Raw genomic sequence first — 13,860 nt, 5'->3', positions numbered from 1 at the left:
CGGCGCGGGGGCCACCACTGAACCATTCACCCCACCCACCGCCCACGTCTCGTGCCCTGCGACATCCCGCCCCCATCCTTCAAAGGATGGCCGCATCCGTCCGCCAACCCTCGCTGTTCGATACCGGCCCGCGCGTGCTCGCGCAGGACGCGCAGGGCGGCATCGTCTACACCCCCGCGCTGATCGATGGCGCCACCGCGCAGGCCTGGTTCGAACGCCTTCGCGACGGCGTCGCCTGGCAGTCCTACAGCCGGCCGATGTACGACCGCATCGTCGAGGTGCCGCGGCTGGTCGCCTCCTACCGCCTGTCGAGCCCGGAGCTGCCCGAAGTGCTGGCCCGCGCGGCCGCGGTGGTGCGCGCGCACACCGGCGTGCCGTTCAACGCCGTCGGGCTGAATCACTATCGCGACGGCCAGGACAGCGTCGCCCCGCACAACGACAAGCTGCGCATCCTGGTCCCACCGCACCCGATCGCGCTGCTGTCGGTGGGATCGACGCGGCGGATGATCATCCGCGCCAAGCAGCCGCCCCGGCGGGCGATGCCGATCGACCTGGAGCCGGGCAGCCTGCTGGTGATGAGCTACGACTCGCAGAAGCATTACGACCACGGCGTCCCGAAGACCCGCGAGGAGGTCGGTCCGCGGATCAGCCTGGCCTTCCGCGTGCGTCCCGATGCCGAGCCGATGCCCTGAGGCGTGGCGCCAGCTTGCCAGAGCAACTTCGCCAGCATCCGCCCTTGCCAGCGGTCGCGATGGCGGGCCTTAATCCGACCGGTCCTTCCTTGCTCACGGGGCAATCCCATGCGCCACGTCCTGCTGGCCGGCTTCGCGGCCGCCGTGTCCTGCCTTCTGCTGCCGTCGGCAGCCCACGCCGTGGTGAAAGACGCCACGCCGACCGGCTTCACCGTGGAGAACGAACAGGTGGTGCCGGTCGACGCCGACACCGCCTGGCGCGCACTGGTCAACGACGTCGGCCGCTGGTGGCCGCGGGATCACACCTGGTGGGGCGCCGCGAGCCACCTGTCCATCGAGGCACGCGCCGGCGGCTGCTTCTGCGAGCGCAACGGCGCCCAGCAGGCGCAGCACATGACCGTGGCCTTCGTCGATCCCGGCCGGACGCTGCGCATGCTCGGCGGACTGGGACCGCTGCAGGGCATGGGGCTGGACGGCGCGCTCGAGTTCCGCCTCGCGCCGGTCGAGGGCGGCACGAAGATCACCCTGTGGTATCGCGCCGGCGGGTACACGCCGGACGACATCGGCAAGTTCGCCCCGGTGGTGGATCAGGTGCAGGGGCAGCAGCTGGGTGGGTTGGTGGGGCTGCTGCGGAGTCGCGCGGAGAAGGAGTGACGGTTTGGGGGCAGGGTGCGAAATCGACGCGATCGTCGGCCCCCAACACGTGGTCTTTGCTTTCACGCAAGCCGGCACGTCTTGCCAACCGTAGACCCGGAGGGCGGCCGGCATGGATGCCGGACGTTTTCCGTAGCGCCATGGATGGCGCGTCGGAAAATCCCCGCGTCAACGATGCGGCCGGTTAGAAGTGAACCTACTCGCACTTTCTTTGGTTACCTTCTTGATGAGCGCCTTTGGCGCTCACCCCTTCGGGGCCGGCTTCGCCGTTCGCACTTCGTGCGTGTGCGAGCAAAGAAAGTAACCCGCCGTCAGGCGAGGCGCTTTTCAACAGCGAAGCTGGTCAAGCATTGGAACTGGCTTGTCCACTCTGTTGCATTTTGATTTTGAGAGGCGGGGTGTGCGGCGTGGGTTGAGGTCGCGGCGATCGTCGGCCCCCATCCCAACCTTCCCCCGCCAAGCGGGGGAAGGGGCTGATCGCAGCGGGGAAGGGGGCACGCCTCAACCCATGAACCCCCCGCCATTGACGTGCAGGAACTGCCCCGTCACGTAGCTGCTGTCCTCGCACGCCAGGTATACGAACGCCGGCGCCACTTCGCTGGGTTGGCCGGGCCGCTTCATCGGCGTGTCGCGGCCGAATTCCTTCTGTTCCTTCTTCGACTTGCTGGACGTGATCAACGGGGTCCAGATCGGCCCTGGCGCCACGCCGTTCACGCGGATGCCGCGCTCGGCGAGATTGCTGGCCAGCGAATAGGTGAAGGTTTCGATCGCGCCCTTGGTGGAGGCGTAGTCGATGAGGTGCTTGCTGCCGCGGAAGGACGTGACCGAACCGGTGTTGATGATGACGCCGCCTTCGCGCAGGTGTTCCAGCGCGTGCCGGGTGATGTGGAAGAACGGATAGACGTTGTTCTCGAAGGTCAGGCGCAGCTGGTCGGCGCTGATGTCCTCCAGGCGTTCGCGCTGCACGTGGTCGGCGAGGTTGTTGACCAGTACGTCCAGCGCGCCCAGTTTTTTCACCGTGGCCTCCACGGCGCGCCGGCACAACGCTTCCCTGCGGGCGTCGCCGCGGATGAGCAGGCAGCGGCGGCCTTCGGCCTCGACCATCGCCTTCGTGGTTTCCGCATCGGCGTCCTCGCACAGGTACAGGACGGCGACGTCGGCGCCCTCGCGGGCGAAATGGACGGCCACCGCGCGGCCGATGCCACTGTCGCCGCCGGTGACCAGCGCCACCTTGCCTTCGAGCTTGCCGCTGCCGCGGTAGCCGTCGCGGATGGTGTCGGGCTGCGGCCGCATCGACTGCTGCTTGCCGGGCGTGGTGATGCCCTTGACGGGGGACTTCTTCGCTTTGGCCATGGTGCCTCCGGTCGCGGGATGCGCGTGAATCCTCGCGCCGGCATCGTCGCCACTGCATGAAGCCGCGCCTTACACTCGCGGCATGCCCACCGGCGCGCGCGACCTGCCTCCCGCTTCCGCGGCCTGCCACCTGTTCTTCGGCCTGTTTCCGCCCGCGCCCGTGCGCGATGCGATGGCCGGGCAGGTTGCCCGCCTGCGCGCGGCGGCGCCGGTGCGCGGACGCTGGACCGACCCGCGCCGCTATCACCTGACCGTGCAGTTCCTGGGGCGGTTCGACGAGGCCGCGCCGGCGCCGATGCCCGCCATCTTCGCGGCGGCTGAGCGGGCGGCGGACGGGACCGGAGTCCGGGCCTTCGAGCTGCAGCTGGACACCACCGGCGCGTTCGCCCGCAGCCGGGTCGGCTGGCTGGGATGCAGCCAGGTGCCCGAGGAACTCACCGCGCTCTGGCGGGCGCTGGGGCAGGCGCTGGACGCCCACGGCGTGCCGCGCGATGCCGCCCCCTCGTATGCGCCCCACGTCACCGTGCTGCGCGACGTGCGCGAGCCTTGGCCCGGCCGCTCGTTCCCGCCGATCACCTGGCGCGTGCCGGAACTCGTGCTCGCGCGCAGCCGGCTGGGTAGTGGGCAGCCTTACGAGCCGCTGCGGGCCTGGCCGCTGGCGTGAGGCGAGCGACGCCGTGCGACGGGCCGGGCCCGCCGCGTGGGTTGCCTGGAATTCCTACCGGATGACCAGGTCCGGATGCTCGTCGTCGAGCGTGCCGTCGGGCCGCAGCACGGCGAAGGTCCGGCGGTCGCCGTCGAACACCACCGGGATCGAGTCCTGGAAGGGTGGCCGCCGCACGAACTTCAGTTCCCAGCCGAAGCGTTCCAGGTCTCGCAGTGTCATCAGCTGGTCGTCGTTGAGCTGTGCGCGCAACGACACCAGGAGGGCAGGTTTGTCCTGCCGGCGTTCGCGGTCGACCATGATTGAGCCCTTCCCCCCAAGGAATACGCAACCGGGGTGCAGAATAGGGCCAACCGGCCTTGGGGGAACCCGCATGGGTGCGCGCGACCCGCGTGTGGACGATTACATCGGACAAGCGGCGGAATTTGCCCGACCAATCCTCGAATACGTGCGCGAACGGGCCCACTGGGCCTGCCCGGAGTGCAGCGAGGCGCTCAAGTGGGGCATGCCCAGCTTCCTGTACCGCGGGAAGATCCTGTGTTCGACGGCGGCCTTCAGGCAGCACGCCAGCGTCGCCCTGTGGCGCGCCGGACCGGCAACGGGCGCGGGGGCGGCCAAACGCGAGGGCATGGGACAGTTCGGACGGCTCACGAGCGTCCGTGACCTGCCCGGCAAGCGCGAGTTCGCCACCCTGCTGCGGCAGGCGATGGCGCGGGTGGACGCGGGCGTGCCCGGCCGCCCCAAGAGCGCACGGGCCCCGTTGACCGTCCCCGCCGACCTGGCGTCGGCGCTGGCCGGCAATGCGCAGGCCCGGATGCATTTCGATGCATTCCCGCCCAGTGCCCGGCGCGATTACGTCGAATGGATCATCGAGGCCAGGCAGTCGGCGACGCGGCAGCGCCGGCTGGCCCAGTCGGTGGAATGGCTGGCGCAGGGCAAGCGACGCCACTGGAAGTACGAGCGCGCGCCCGGCAGCTGAAACCCCGGTGAGCTGCAGCGCGCCGAGCCGCGCGGCGTGCCGTCACCACGGCAGCCTGCCTTCGCGGAAGTCCCGGCCCGGTCAGTCCTTCAGCGAGGCCGCGCAGCCGCGCCAGGTCTGGCCGGAGACAGTGAGCGTGCCGGTGGCCTCGAACTCCTCGCCGCTCATCGGATCGGTGCAGGAGGAACGCTCGATCATCAGGGTGAGCGCGGCGCCGTTGTCGGCCGCGCCGCTCCAGGTGATCTCGTCGGCGGGGAGGCGCTGGGCGCGCGCGACGGCGTAGCTGCGGTTGCCGTTGTCGACCGTGGCCTTGATCGCAGGGGTGTCGCTGTCGCTCACCTCGGCGAACCAGCCCGGCTCGCTGCCGGCCACCCGCCAGGCCATGCCGCGCACGGTGGCGTCGACCCAGGGCGAGGCGGTGTCGGTCTTGGTGCAGGAGGTCGCCGGTTTTCCGGCCAGGGTCAGCGTGACCTTGCCCGGGCGGCTCCAGAACTCGTTGCCGGCCGCGTCGGCGAAGCGGGCGCCCTCGGTGGCCGTGGCCGCGCGCAAGGGCAGCCGCCGCCCGGAGAACATCAGGCTCATCGCGTCCAGCGCCGCGCCCTCGAAGCGCGTGGCAATGCGCTGGTCGCCGCACTGCCAATGCTCGATCGGCGGTGCCGGCAGGCGCGCCTGCGCCGGCTCCGCGGAAGACGGCGTGCCCGCGGTGGGCGCGCCCGGCGTGGCGGACGGTTGCGCGGCGTCGCCGGGACCGGCGGGTTTGCAGGCCAGCAGGGACAGCACCAGGGCGACGGGCAGCAGGCGGGTGGCATTCACGGGCAGGAGATCCAGGTCAGGGGCGCGCGGGGTCGGGCACGCAGGGTCGGGCGCGCGCAAAGGCTACACCGCCGGCCAGCGGTCCGCCGGGGCGCAGGTCGCCAGTCGATGCGCCGGAGCGTGGCCGCGCGTCACGGCGCCTCGTCCACGCGCAGGACCGGATAGCGGTTGTACGCGCGGTCCCAGGACGGATGCAGCCGCGCGAAGAACTCCAGGCGCAAGGCCGGATCCTTCGCGAACGCGGCGTCGTCCCGGAGGCGCTGCTCGAAGCGCGCACGCACGGCGGGGTCCTTCAGCAGCTCGCGCGCGACCTCCTCGGCAACGTAGTCCTCCATGTACTCCTTGCGTTCGAAGGCGGTGTTGAAGCTCCCCCAGGCGACGAGGGAATCCTCGGCCTGCGGCTCCAGCAGGGTCATCACCAGCCGTGCCAGCGGCTGGTCGATCGGGACGAACAGGGCCCCGGCCTCGATGTCCAGCGGCAGCGCGCTCCAGGCGCCGGTGACCGTGGCGGTCTGCCGGCCCTCGAACGAGCGCGCTGCGAACTCGACCTTGTCCGCGCGGAATTCCTGCGCGGCCACGACGGGCGTGGCGAAGTCCACGCGGCGGAAACCGATGCCGTGCTGCTGCAGCTTGGCGCCTACCCATGGCGCGTGGGCGGCGGGGACCACGTAGCCCGCGCGCGGGGCGGTCACCACCAGGTTGTCGACGATCTCGTCGCGCAGGGGAATGTTCCAGACCTGCGGGCGGCTTTCGTCATAGCGGGTCATCAGCGCGCCGGACACGTCGGATGGCGTGCGCGTGTAGGCGTAGCCGCGGAAGGCGATGGTGCGGGCCTTGGGCGTGGCCTTCCACGACAGCGCGACGGGTTGGCCGCCCAACGCCGCCGCGCGCGCGTCGGCCGCCTGCACTTCGCGGCGCCACGCCGGGCCGTTGCCGGCCACCAGTTCCAGCGCGGCCAGCACGGTGTTGCGGGTGATGCGCACGCGGGTGGGGTAATCCTTCCACGAGTGCGTTTCCACCAGCATGCCCAGCCGGTTGCGCATGGCGAAGTAGCTCTGCGAGAAGCGCGGCTGCGCGACGCCGTGCTCGAAGCCCGAGGCGGGGTTGTCGTTTTCCACGAACGAGGGGTAGAAGGGCAGGGGCAGCGATCCCAGCTTGCGCAGGCGCTCGAGCACGCCCTCGCGCCAGGCCAGGCCGACCTTGCGCAGGCCCGCATCGCCGCCGTCCAGCGGTTCGACCATGATCGAGACGTCGTGCTCGAACTTCGCGCCGTCGGTCACGTGCAGATCCATCATGGCCAGCGGATCCCACTGCCCGACCAGGCGCAGCATCGCCTGCATTTCCGGCGTATCGGCTTTCACGTAGTCGCGGTTGAGGTTGTAGTTCTGCGCGGTGGTGCGCCAGCCCATTTCCCGCGGCCCGCGCTGGTTGGGCCGGCTCCAGGCCGCGAAGCGTTCGTGGCCGTCGACGTTGAACACCGGCACGAACAGCAGCACGGCGTGGTCGAGCGGATTGGATTTGCGGCCGTCCAGCAGTTCGCGGATGAGCGCGAACCCGGCGTCCTTGCCGTCGATCTCCCCGGCGTGGATGCCGCCCTGGACCAGCATCACCGGCAGCCCGGCCCCGCGCGCGGCCTGCGGATCCAGCGCGCCGGCGGTGGATACGGCCATCGCCTTCATCGCACGACCCTGCGGCGTGGTGCCGAAATCGAAGCAGCGCACGGCCTTGGGATGGCGCTGCTGGAACGCCTCGCACAGCGCGATGACTTCGTCGTAGCGGCCGGTCTGCTGGTAGCCCGTGCGTTGGGCGAGCGTGCTCAGGTCATCGGCCGCGGGGGCGGACTGGGTGTACGCGCCGGCGGGCAGCGCGGGAAGGACGGTGGCGAGCAGCACGGCGAGCGGGGCGACGAAGGAGGGACGCAGGGGCATGGAGGGTTCCTGGCGAATGACGGGTGCCGGCCCGGCGGGGTCCGGGGTTGCCGACCGGACGGGGCCGGTGGCGCTGGGCCAATCCCGGGTGCAGCGGCTCCGGGACCGGCGATGGTAACGGGGCGCGGCGCGAAGCCGGCGTGGCGCCGATGGGACGCTGCCGAGCGCCATGCAAGACAGCGGGCGACGGCACCTGCCGACGGCGACGTGGCCGGCGCGGGCACGTCGGCCCGCGTGCGATCATGCGCGCATTCCACACGGAGACGCGGCATGTATCGGCTCTACTACGCCCCCGGCGCCGCCAGCATGGTCGTGCACTGGCTGTTGATCGAACTTGGCGTCCCGCACGAGCTCAGCCTGGTCGACACCAAGGCCGGCCAGCAGAAGTCGCCGGAATACCTCGCGCTCAATCCCAATGGCGTGGTGCCCACGCTGATCGACGACGGCGTGCCGCGCTTCGAATGCTCGGCCCTGAGCATGCTGCTGGCCGAGCGGCATGCGGACGCGGGCCTGGGCCCCGGCTGCGGATGACGCCCTGCGTCCGGCCTACCTGCAGTGGATGTTCCACCTGGCCAACGTGGTGCAGCCGCTGTTCCGCATCTGGTGGTACCCGCATGAACTGGCCGGTGAGGACCATCGCGAACGGGTGCTGGAGCAGGTGGCCCCGCGCATCCACGCCGCCTGGGACCGGCTGGACACGCACCTGGGCGCACATGGCCCCTACCTGCTGGGCGACCACGTCAGCGCGGCCGACTTCTACCTGACGATGCTGATGCGCTGGTCGCGCAACATGCCCCAGCCCGCCACGACCTGGCCGCACCTGGCCGCGCTGGCGCAGCGCATGAAGATGCGGCCGTCCTTCCAGGCGCTTTACGAGGCCGAAGGGCTGACCGAGTGGTCGTGAGGCATCCCGCCCGGACGCGTCCCGCGGGCGCCTGAAAGCGCGATCGGCAGGGAAGGTCCGGCGGGGAAGGTCGGGCAGGCAAGTGCGGCCAGTGCCAGGCGCCGCCACTCCACGCCACTCGCCATGGCCGGTGCGGCGCCTTGCCGAACATGGCCTTCGGCGCTGCCGCATCGGATCCGCCCGCGCGCGAAGCGGCGCCCTGGGCGCGACGGGCATCCGCCGGGCCCGATCGGGTAGGCTTGGGCCTTCCGCGACATCCGCACCAGCGAGCCGTTTTCATGAGCGAAGTTGCAGCCTCCGCCGCGCCGGCGGCACGCCTGCCCCGGCAGATTCCCTACATCATCGGCAACGAGGCCTGCGAGCGCTTCAGCTTCTACGGGATGCGCAACATCCTGGTGCAGTTCCTGGTCAGCAGCGTCATCCTGGCCTACCTGCCCGAGGCCGAACGCGAGGGGATGGCCAAGGAGGTCTTCCACAGCTTCGTCATCGGCGTGTATTTCTTTCCGTTGCTGGGTGGCTGGCTCTCGGACCGCTACTTCGGCAAGTACAACACCGTCCTGTGGTTCTCGCTGATCTATTGCGCCGGCCACGCGTGCCTGGCGATGTTCGAGGACAACCGCACCGGCTTCTACACCGGCCTGTTCCTGATCGCGCTGGGCTCGGGTGGCATCAAGCCGCTGGTGGTGTCCTTCGTCGGTGACCAGTTCACCCAGGCCAACAAGCACCTGGCCAAGATCGTCTTCGATTTCTTCTACTGGACGATCAACTTCGGCAGCTTCTTCGCCTCGCTGCTGATGCCGCTGTTCCTGCGCAACTTCGGCCCTGCGGTCGCCTTCGGCATTCCGGGCGTGCTGATGTTCCTGGCCACGCTGATCTTCTGGCTCGGCCGCAAGCAGTACGTCCGCGTGCCTCCGACGCGCGGCGAGGACCCGCATTCGTTCTTCAACGTCGCCCGCACGGCGCTGACGGCGCAGGCAGGCGGGCAGGGCCGGCCAGAGGCCTGGTGGTATTCATGTTCGGCCTGGCGTTGGCGGCGGTGCTGCTGCTGATATCGATGCCGTTGCTGTTCGGTGCGCAGTTGGCCTTCTGGCCCGAGGACTTCGGGTTCGTCATCACCGCCTGCCTGGCCCTGGGCTCTCTCATCGCCTTTGGCGGCATCGGCACCTGGATGCAGCTGGAGCGCGCCCGCGCCGATCATCCCGCCGAGGCGGTGGACGGTGTGCGCGCGGTACTGCGCATCATCATCGTGTTCGCGCTGACCACTCCGTTCTGGTCGCTGTTCGACCAGAAGGCTTCGACCTGGGTGCTGCAGGGCAAAGCCATGGTGGTGCCGCATGACCTGGCCTGGTGGCCCAGCTTCCTGGTCAAGGAAGCCAGCCAGATGCAGGCGCTCAATCCGCTGCTGGTGATGCTGATCATCCCGTTCAACAACCTGCTGCTGTATCCGGCGCTGCGTCGCATAGGCATCGCCCCCACCGCGCTGCGCCGCATGGGCTGGGGCATCGGCTTCTCGGGCCTGGCCTGGGTGGTCGCCGGCCTCATCCAGCTGCAGATCGATTCGGGTGCGCCGACCTCGCTGGCGTGGCAGGGCGTGCCCTACCTGCTGCTGACCTTCGGCGAGGTGCTGGTGTCGGCCACCGCCCTGGAGTTCGCCTACAGCCAGGCGCCGCAGTCGATGAAGGGCGTGATCATGGCGTTCTGGTACCTCACCAGCACCTTCGGCAGCCTGTGGGTGCTGATCACCAATGCCGCGGTCCGCAATGAAGCGGTCATCGCCAAGATCGCCACCACCGGCCTGAGCGAAAACGCGTTCCTGATGTTCTTCTTCGCCGCGTTCGCCTTCGTGGCCGCCGCGGCGTTCGCGGTCTATGCGCGCGGTTATCCGATGCAGGACAACTACCGGACGCAGTGACCGCCCTGCACATTTTTCCATCTGACCTGTCCACGGGACTTTCCATGAAGATCGCCTCCATCGCGCGCGTCGCCCTCGCGCTTGCCCTGACCACCACGCTCGCCGCCTGCGGCAAGGGCGATGAGCCCGCGGCCGACGTCGCCGCCCCCCGGATCGAGGCGCCGGCCAACGGCCGCACGGCCGAGGCCGCGGCGCCCGCCGTCGACGACGGCCCGCTGCGCGTGGCCGAACTGGACGCCTACGCCCGCGGCATGCAGCAGGAGATCGCACTGCTCAAGGCGGCGGGCGACAAGGTCGCCCAGGCGCGCAGCCGCGCCGACAAGGACGCCGAGGCCACCGCGATGATGGAGATGGCCACGCTGGATACCGAGGTGGAAGGCGCCAGGGCGTCGGGCCTGACGCCGGCGCGCTACCTGTTCGTCAAGAATGCCGTCGACACCGTGCTGGGCAAGGCGGAAATGCAGAAGGCGCTCAAGGCGATGGGCGCGCAGGCCCAGGCGTCCGACCTGCCGCCCGAACAGCGCCAGCAGGTCGAGGACGGGCGCGCGGAAATGGACGCATCCCTCGGCGACCCCTGGCAGGGCATGGCCGCCGACCTGGCCGGTGCGTTCAAGACGCGCCAGGACGAACTGGCGCAACTGCGTGCCCAGGCCATCGCGGCGCGATTCAACGCCGCGCGCTGACGCAACGGCAGCCCACGCATTCCTGATGGCCCGGCGGGCAGGCCCGCCCCGCACGCCCGGTCCGGCGCACGCGCAACGAGAATCCGCCCGACATGTTCACCTTCGCCCTCATCGTCCTGACCGTTGTCGTGTCCTGGCAGGCCTTCGAGCGGCCCCGGCTGCTGCAGCGCCTGATCCTGTGGCCGCCGGCGATCGATCGCCAGCACCAGTACGACCGCCTGCTCACGCACGGCTTCCTGCATGCGGACTGGTCGCACCTGCTGTTCAACATGATCACGCTGTACTTCTTCGGCCGCATGATCGAGCAGTTCATGACCGCCGTGGCCGGGCCGGTGGTGTTTCCGCTGTTCTATCTCTCGGCGATAGTCGTCGCGATCCTGCCGACCTACCTGCGCCACCGGCATGATCCGCACTACAGCAGCCTGGGCGCTTCCGGCGCGGTGTCGGCAGTGCTGTTCGCCTTCATCCTGCTGGAACCCTGGTCGCTGATCTTCATCCCCGTGCCGGTGCCCGCGGTGCTGTACGCGATCGGCTACGTCGCCTATTCGTTCTGGAAGGACCGGCAGGGCGGCGGCAACATCAACCACAGCGCGCACCTGTCCGGTGCGATCTATGGCGTGCTCTTCATGCTGGCCATGGACCAGCGCATCGGCACGCACTTCCTCAACCGGCTGATGAATCCCAGCTTCGGGTGATCGTGCGGGGTGATCGTGCGGGCTGACCGCGACGGCGCTTGCCGTCGGGTCGCCGAACGTGGCCGTGCGCAGCTACGCGGCGAAGCGGATTCGCGGCGATCCGCCCGGATCGGGCGTATAGGTGGCGGCCAGGCGCGCCAGGATGGCGGCGTCGAGGGCCGCGATCTCCGCCGCATGGTCCTCGGGGTGTTCGTACAGCTCGAACAAGCGGTGCATCAGGGCTTCGTCGCTGAACTGCTCGATCGGCGCCGTCGACATCTCGGACATGGGCTTACCCTCACCTGGATAACGGACAACGGATTGACGAGAAACCAAGCAGCTTCCGTGCCAGCCAGAAATTCCCCGAATTGCCTGGAACAGTGACGGTCGAGGTCACCGTCCCCAATCGAACGGGGCGAAATGACGCGTACGGTCACTGTCCGCCGCTCACTTGGCGTGAATGCAGCCCGTGCTATCGATCGCCGCAGGCCAAGACCGGGCGGCTGCTGGGCCGTCCGCTTCGACACGAAGGGAGAGAACATGGCGACTAGAGCCCGCAAAACCGCGAAGAAGGCGACCCGTTCGGCCAAGAAGGCCGTCAAGACGGCCACCCGCAAACGGGCGACCGCGGCAAGCGCGACCACCCGTCCGGGGGAGGCCTCCATGAGGCGCTCCGCCGCGGCGAAGAAGGCCGCACCGGCCAGGGCGACGGCCCGGAAGGCGGCGAAGAAGTCGACGCCTGCCCGCAAGGTCGCCAAGGCGACGGCCGCCACCAAGGGCCGGGCAACGAAGACCGTCAGGGCCAGCAAGGCCACCAAGGCCTCCAAGGCGCCGAAGGTGACCAAGGCTGTGAAAGCCACCAAGGCCACGAAGGCCACCAAGGCCACCAAGGCCACCAAAGCCGTGAAGGCCACCAAGGCTACGAAGGCTACGAAGGCCGTCAATGCGGTAAAGGCCACGAAAGCCTCCAAGGCCACGAAGGCCATCAAGGCAACGAAAGCCACGAAAGCCACGAAGGCAATCAAGTCCAGCATGAAGGCGACCGGCACCCTGGCGCCGAAGGCCGTCAAGGCCACCCGGCCCGGGAAGGCCCCGGCCAAGCGCGCCGGCACCACCGCGCAGCCGCGGCGCGCCCGCCAGAAGATCACCCCGGAGCAGGCGCTGGCCAACACCCGCGAGCTGCTGGAAGCCAAGCACGAGCGCGACCGGCAGACGCCGGCGTGGCGCCAGATGGAAACGCCGCACGGCCAGCCGCTGAGCTCGGATTACCACGGCAGCGAAGCCGAAGCCTCCGCCATGGCGAGCGCGGAAGTCCTGCACGCCCAGGAAAGCCGCAAGCCGGCCCTGGAGGGCAGCATCAGCACCGAGGATCGCCACAACCAGGGGCGGCGCGATGCCCGACACTGAGCACGCGTCCACCAGTTCCGATCCGGCCCCGACCATGGCTTCCCCTGAAATCCACCACGATCCGGTAGGCCACCGTTTCACCGCCGTCGTCGACGGGCTCGAGGCCGAAGTCGCCTACCGTTACGAGGACGACGTCCTGGTCATCAGCCACACCGGCGTGCCCCGGCCCCTGGAGGGACGGGGTATCGCCTCGGCGCTGGTGCGCGCGGTGTTCGAGTTCGCCCGGGAGGCCGGCGTGCGCGTGCGCCCGGCCTGTTCCTACGCCGCCGGGTGGATCGAAAAGCACGTCCAGTACGCCGACCTGCTGGCCTGAGGCCGCTGCGGGGCCGCCGAAGGCCCGGTCCCGGCATCGGCGGCTCTACAAACCGGCTGGCGTGTGCCAGCATGCGCGCCCATGCGATTGAACAAGCACATCAGCGACACCGGTTTCTGCTCCCGGCGCGAGGCCGACCGCCTCGTCGCCGAGGGCCGGGTCACGGTCAACGGCCTGCGGGCCCGCGTCGGCGCCGAGGTCGGCGAGGGCGACGAGGTCCTGGTCGACGGCCAGAAGCTGGCGGTGCGCACCGCGGCCAAGGGCCAGCGCAAGCACGTGTACATCGCGCTCAACAAGCCGGTCGGCATCGTCTGCACGACCGAGTCGGGTGTGAAGGACAACATCGTCGACTTCGTCGGCCACGACAAGCGGATCTTCCCGATCGGACGGCTGGACAAGGATTCCGAAGGCCTGATCCTGCTCACCAGCAACGGCGACATCGTCAACGAGATCCTGCGCGCCGAGAACAAGCTGGAAAAGGAATACCTGGTGGCGGTCAACCACGCGGTCACCGACGAATTCCTGCGCGGCATGAGCCGCGGCGTTCCGCTGCATGGCCAGACCACGCTGCCGTGCCGGACCGGCAAGCTGGGGCGCTTCGGGTTCCGCATCGTGCTGGTGCAGGGGCTCAACCGGCAGATCCGGTTGATGGCCGCGCACTTCGGCCTGCGCGTGAAACAGCTGATCCGCGTGCGCATCGGCAACGTCAAGCTCGCGCACCTCAAGGTCGGACAATGGCGCAACCTCACCGACGCCGAGCTGCGCGGCCTGCTGCCGCAACGCACGGAGTGGTAGTCGCCCGCCAGCGGGCGAAATCGCGCGCCGTGTCTGCCTGCGACGCGCTTTTACGTGAATAAGGACATCACGCGGCCGGCGATACCGTG

14 protein-coding genes and 2 pseudogenes are annotated in these 13,860 nt (G+C 69.5%); 11 read left to right on the top strand and 5 right to left on the bottom strand.

The features are described from left to right. Window positions 1–86: 86 nt before the first annotated feature. Complete coding sequence (locus I8J32_RS15885; RefSeq protein ID WP_200613442.1) at window positions 87–692, top strand: alpha-ketoglutarate-dependent dioxygenase AlkB; 606 nt, start codon at window positions 87–89, stop codon at window positions 690–692. Window positions 693–800: 108 nt separating this feature from the next. Next, a complete protein-coding gene (locus I8J32_RS15880) occupies window positions 801–1,346 on the top strand; it encodes an SRPBCC family protein (protein ID WP_200613438.1) in 546 nt (181 codons plus the stop codon). 501 nt (window positions 1,347–1,847) lie between these two features. Here the strand turns inward: I8J32_RS15880 and I8J32_RS15875 are convergent. Further along, window positions 1,848–2,699: an SDR family oxidoreductase gene (locus tag I8J32_RS15875; RefSeq protein WP_200613435.1), complete on the bottom strand. Its 852-nt coding sequence runs from the start codon at window positions 2,697–2,699 to the stop codon at window positions 1,848–1,850. Window positions 2,700–2,781: 82 nt separating this feature from the next. On the opposite strand from I8J32_RS15875, the gene thpR reads away from it, so the two are divergent. After that, on the top strand, window positions 2,782–3,363 hold the full coding sequence (gene thpR, locus I8J32_RS15870; protein WP_200613432.1) for an RNA 2',3'-cyclic phosphodiesterase: 582 nt from the start codon (window positions 2,782–2,784) through the stop codon (window positions 3,361–3,363). A gap of 54 nt (window positions 3,364–3,417) precedes the next feature. On the opposite strand, the gene I8J32_RS15865 is transcribed toward thpR, so the two are convergent. After that, on the bottom strand, window positions 3,418–3,663 hold the full coding sequence (locus I8J32_RS15865; protein ID WP_200613430.1) for a hypothetical protein: 246 nt from the start codon (window positions 3,661–3,663) through the stop codon (window positions 3,418–3,420). 73 nt (window positions 3,664–3,736) lie between these two features. Here I8J32_RS15865 and I8J32_RS15860 point away from each other — a divergent pair, with 73 nt between their 5' ends. Next, window positions 3,737–4,342: a YdeI/OmpD-associated family protein gene (locus I8J32_RS15860; RefSeq protein WP_207526676.1), complete on the top strand. Its 606-nt coding sequence runs from the start codon at window positions 3,737–3,739 to the stop codon at window positions 4,340–4,342. Between the two features lie 81 nt (window positions 4,343–4,423). Here I8J32_RS15860 and I8J32_RS15855 read toward each other — a convergent pair whose 3' ends face one another. Continuing rightward, the gene (locus I8J32_RS15855) at window positions 4,424–5,155 is read right to left on the bottom strand and encodes an MliC family protein (protein WP_200613426.1); all 732 of its coding nucleotides are present in this window, start codon (window positions 5,153–5,155) and stop codon (window positions 4,424–4,426) included. 131 nt (window positions 5,156–5,286) lie between these two features. Continuing rightward, on the bottom strand, window positions 5,287–7,083 hold the full coding sequence (locus tag I8J32_RS15850; RefSeq protein WP_200613425.1) for a M14 family metallopeptidase: 1,797 nt from the start codon (window positions 7,081–7,083) through the stop codon (window positions 5,287–5,289). A gap of 270 nt (window positions 7,084–7,353) precedes the next feature. Between I8J32_RS15850 and I8J32_RS15845 the strand changes: the two are divergent. The 4 genes and pseudogenes from I8J32_RS15845 (at window position 7,354) to I8J32_RS15830 (ending at window position 11,277) form a co-directional block, all read left to right on the top strand. Beyond that, window positions 7,354–7,987, top strand: a pseudogene (locus I8J32_RS15845) (glutathione S-transferase family protein). 278 nt (window positions 7,988–8,265) lie between these two features. Continuing rightward, a pseudogene (locus tag I8J32_RS15840) lies at window positions 8,266–9,899 on the top strand (POT-type proton-dependent oligopeptide transporter). Window positions 9,900–9,943: 44 nt separating this feature from the next. Beyond that, window positions 9,944–10,582: a hypothetical protein gene (locus tag I8J32_RS15835; RefSeq protein ID WP_200613418.1), complete on the top strand. Its 639-nt coding sequence runs from the start codon at window positions 9,944–9,946 to the stop codon at window positions 10,580–10,582. A gap of 92 nt (window positions 10,583–10,674) precedes the next feature. Beyond that, the gene (locus tag I8J32_RS15830; RefSeq protein WP_200613416.1) at window positions 10,675–11,277 is read left to right on the top strand and encodes a rhomboid family intramembrane serine protease; all 603 of its coding nucleotides are present in this window, start codon (window positions 10,675–10,677) and stop codon (window positions 11,275–11,277) included. A gap of 72 nt (window positions 11,278–11,349) precedes the next feature. Here I8J32_RS15830 and I8J32_RS15825 read toward each other — a convergent pair whose 3' ends face one another. After that, entirely contained in the window at window positions 11,350–11,544 is a 195-nt protein-coding gene (locus I8J32_RS15825; protein WP_200613412.1) for a hypothetical protein, read from the bottom strand. Window positions 11,545–11,676: 132 nt separating this feature from the next. On the opposite strand from I8J32_RS15825, the gene I8J32_RS15820 reads away from it, so the two are divergent. From I8J32_RS15820 to I8J32_RS15810, 3 genes are all read left to right on the top strand, one after another. Next, window positions 11,677–12,663, top strand: coding sequence for a hypothetical protein (locus I8J32_RS15820; protein ID WP_207526675.1), 987 nt, complete (start codon window positions 11,677–11,679; stop codon window positions 12,661–12,663). 34 nt (window positions 12,664–12,697) lie between these two features. Further along, a complete protein-coding gene (locus tag I8J32_RS15815) occupies window positions 12,698–12,976 on the top strand; it encodes a GNAT family N-acetyltransferase (protein WP_200613406.1) in 279 nt (92 codons plus the stop codon). Between the two features lie 81 nt (window positions 12,977–13,057). Next, entirely contained in the window at window positions 13,058–13,771 is a 714-nt protein-coding gene (locus tag I8J32_RS15810) for a pseudouridine synthase (RefSeq protein WP_200613403.1), read from the top strand. Window positions 13,772–13,860 lie beyond the last annotated feature (89 nt).

The sequence above is a fragment of the Lysobacter solisilvae genome (genome assembly GCF_016613535.2).
In the GTDB taxonomy this organism is placed as follows: domain Bacteria; phylum Pseudomonadota; class Gammaproteobacteria; order Xanthomonadales; family Xanthomonadaceae; genus Agrilutibacter; species Agrilutibacter solisilvae.
Note: the sequence above shows the minus strand (reverse complement) of the source record. Positions and strands in the feature narration are given on the sequence as shown.

What these genes read in the sequence shown, in the direction of transcription:
- I8J32_RS15885 (WP_200613442.1), top strand. Translation starts at nt 87, where the DNA reads ATGGCCGCATCCGTCCGCCAACCCTCGCTGTTCGATACCGGCCCGCGC.
- I8J32_RS15880 (WP_200613438.1), top strand. Translation starts at nt 801, where the DNA reads ATGCGCCACGTCCTGCTGGCCGGCTTCGCGGCCGCCGTGTCCTGCCTT.
- I8J32_RS15875 (WP_200613435.1), bottom strand. Translation starts at nt 2,699, where the DNA reads ATGGCCAAAGCGAAGAAGTCCCCCGTCAAGGGCATCACCACGCCCGGC.
- thpR (WP_200613432.1), top strand. Translation starts at nt 2,782, where the DNA reads ATGCCCACCGGCGCGCGCGACCTGCCTCCCGCTTCCGCGGCCTGCCAC.
- I8J32_RS15865 (WP_200613430.1), bottom strand. Translation starts at nt 3,663, where the DNA reads ATGGTCGACCGCGAACGCCGGCAGGACAAACCTGCCCTCCTGGTGTCG.
- I8J32_RS15860 (WP_207526676.1), top strand. Translation starts at nt 3,737, where the DNA reads ATGGGTGCGCGCGACCCGCGTGTGGACGATTACATCGGACAAGCGGCG.
- I8J32_RS15850 (WP_200613425.1), bottom strand. Translation starts at nt 7,083, where the DNA reads ATGCCCCTGCGTCCCTCCTTCGTCGCCCCGCTCGCCGTGCTGCTCGCC.
- I8J32_RS15835 (WP_200613418.1), top strand. Translation starts at nt 9,944, where the DNA reads ATGAAGATCGCCTCCATCGCGCGCGTCGCCCTCGCGCTTGCCCTGACC.
- I8J32_RS15830 (WP_200613416.1), top strand. Translation starts at nt 10,675, where the DNA reads ATGTTCACCTTCGCCCTCATCGTCCTGACCGTTGTCGTGTCCTGGCAG.
- I8J32_RS15825 (WP_200613412.1), bottom strand. Translation starts at nt 11,544, where the DNA reads ATGTCCGAGATGTCGACGGCGCCGATCGAGCAGTTCAGCGACGAAGCC.
- I8J32_RS15820 (WP_207526675.1), top strand. Translation starts at nt 11,677, where the DNA reads ATGACGCGTACGGTCACTGTCCGCCGCTCACTTGGCGTGAATGCAGCC.
- I8J32_RS15815 (WP_200613406.1), top strand. Translation starts at nt 12,698, where the DNA reads ATGGCTTCCCCTGAAATCCACCACGATCCGGTAGGCCACCGTTTCACC.
- I8J32_RS15810 (WP_200613403.1), top strand. Translation starts at nt 13,058, where the DNA reads ATGCGATTGAACAAGCACATCAGCGACACCGGTTTCTGCTCCCGGCGC.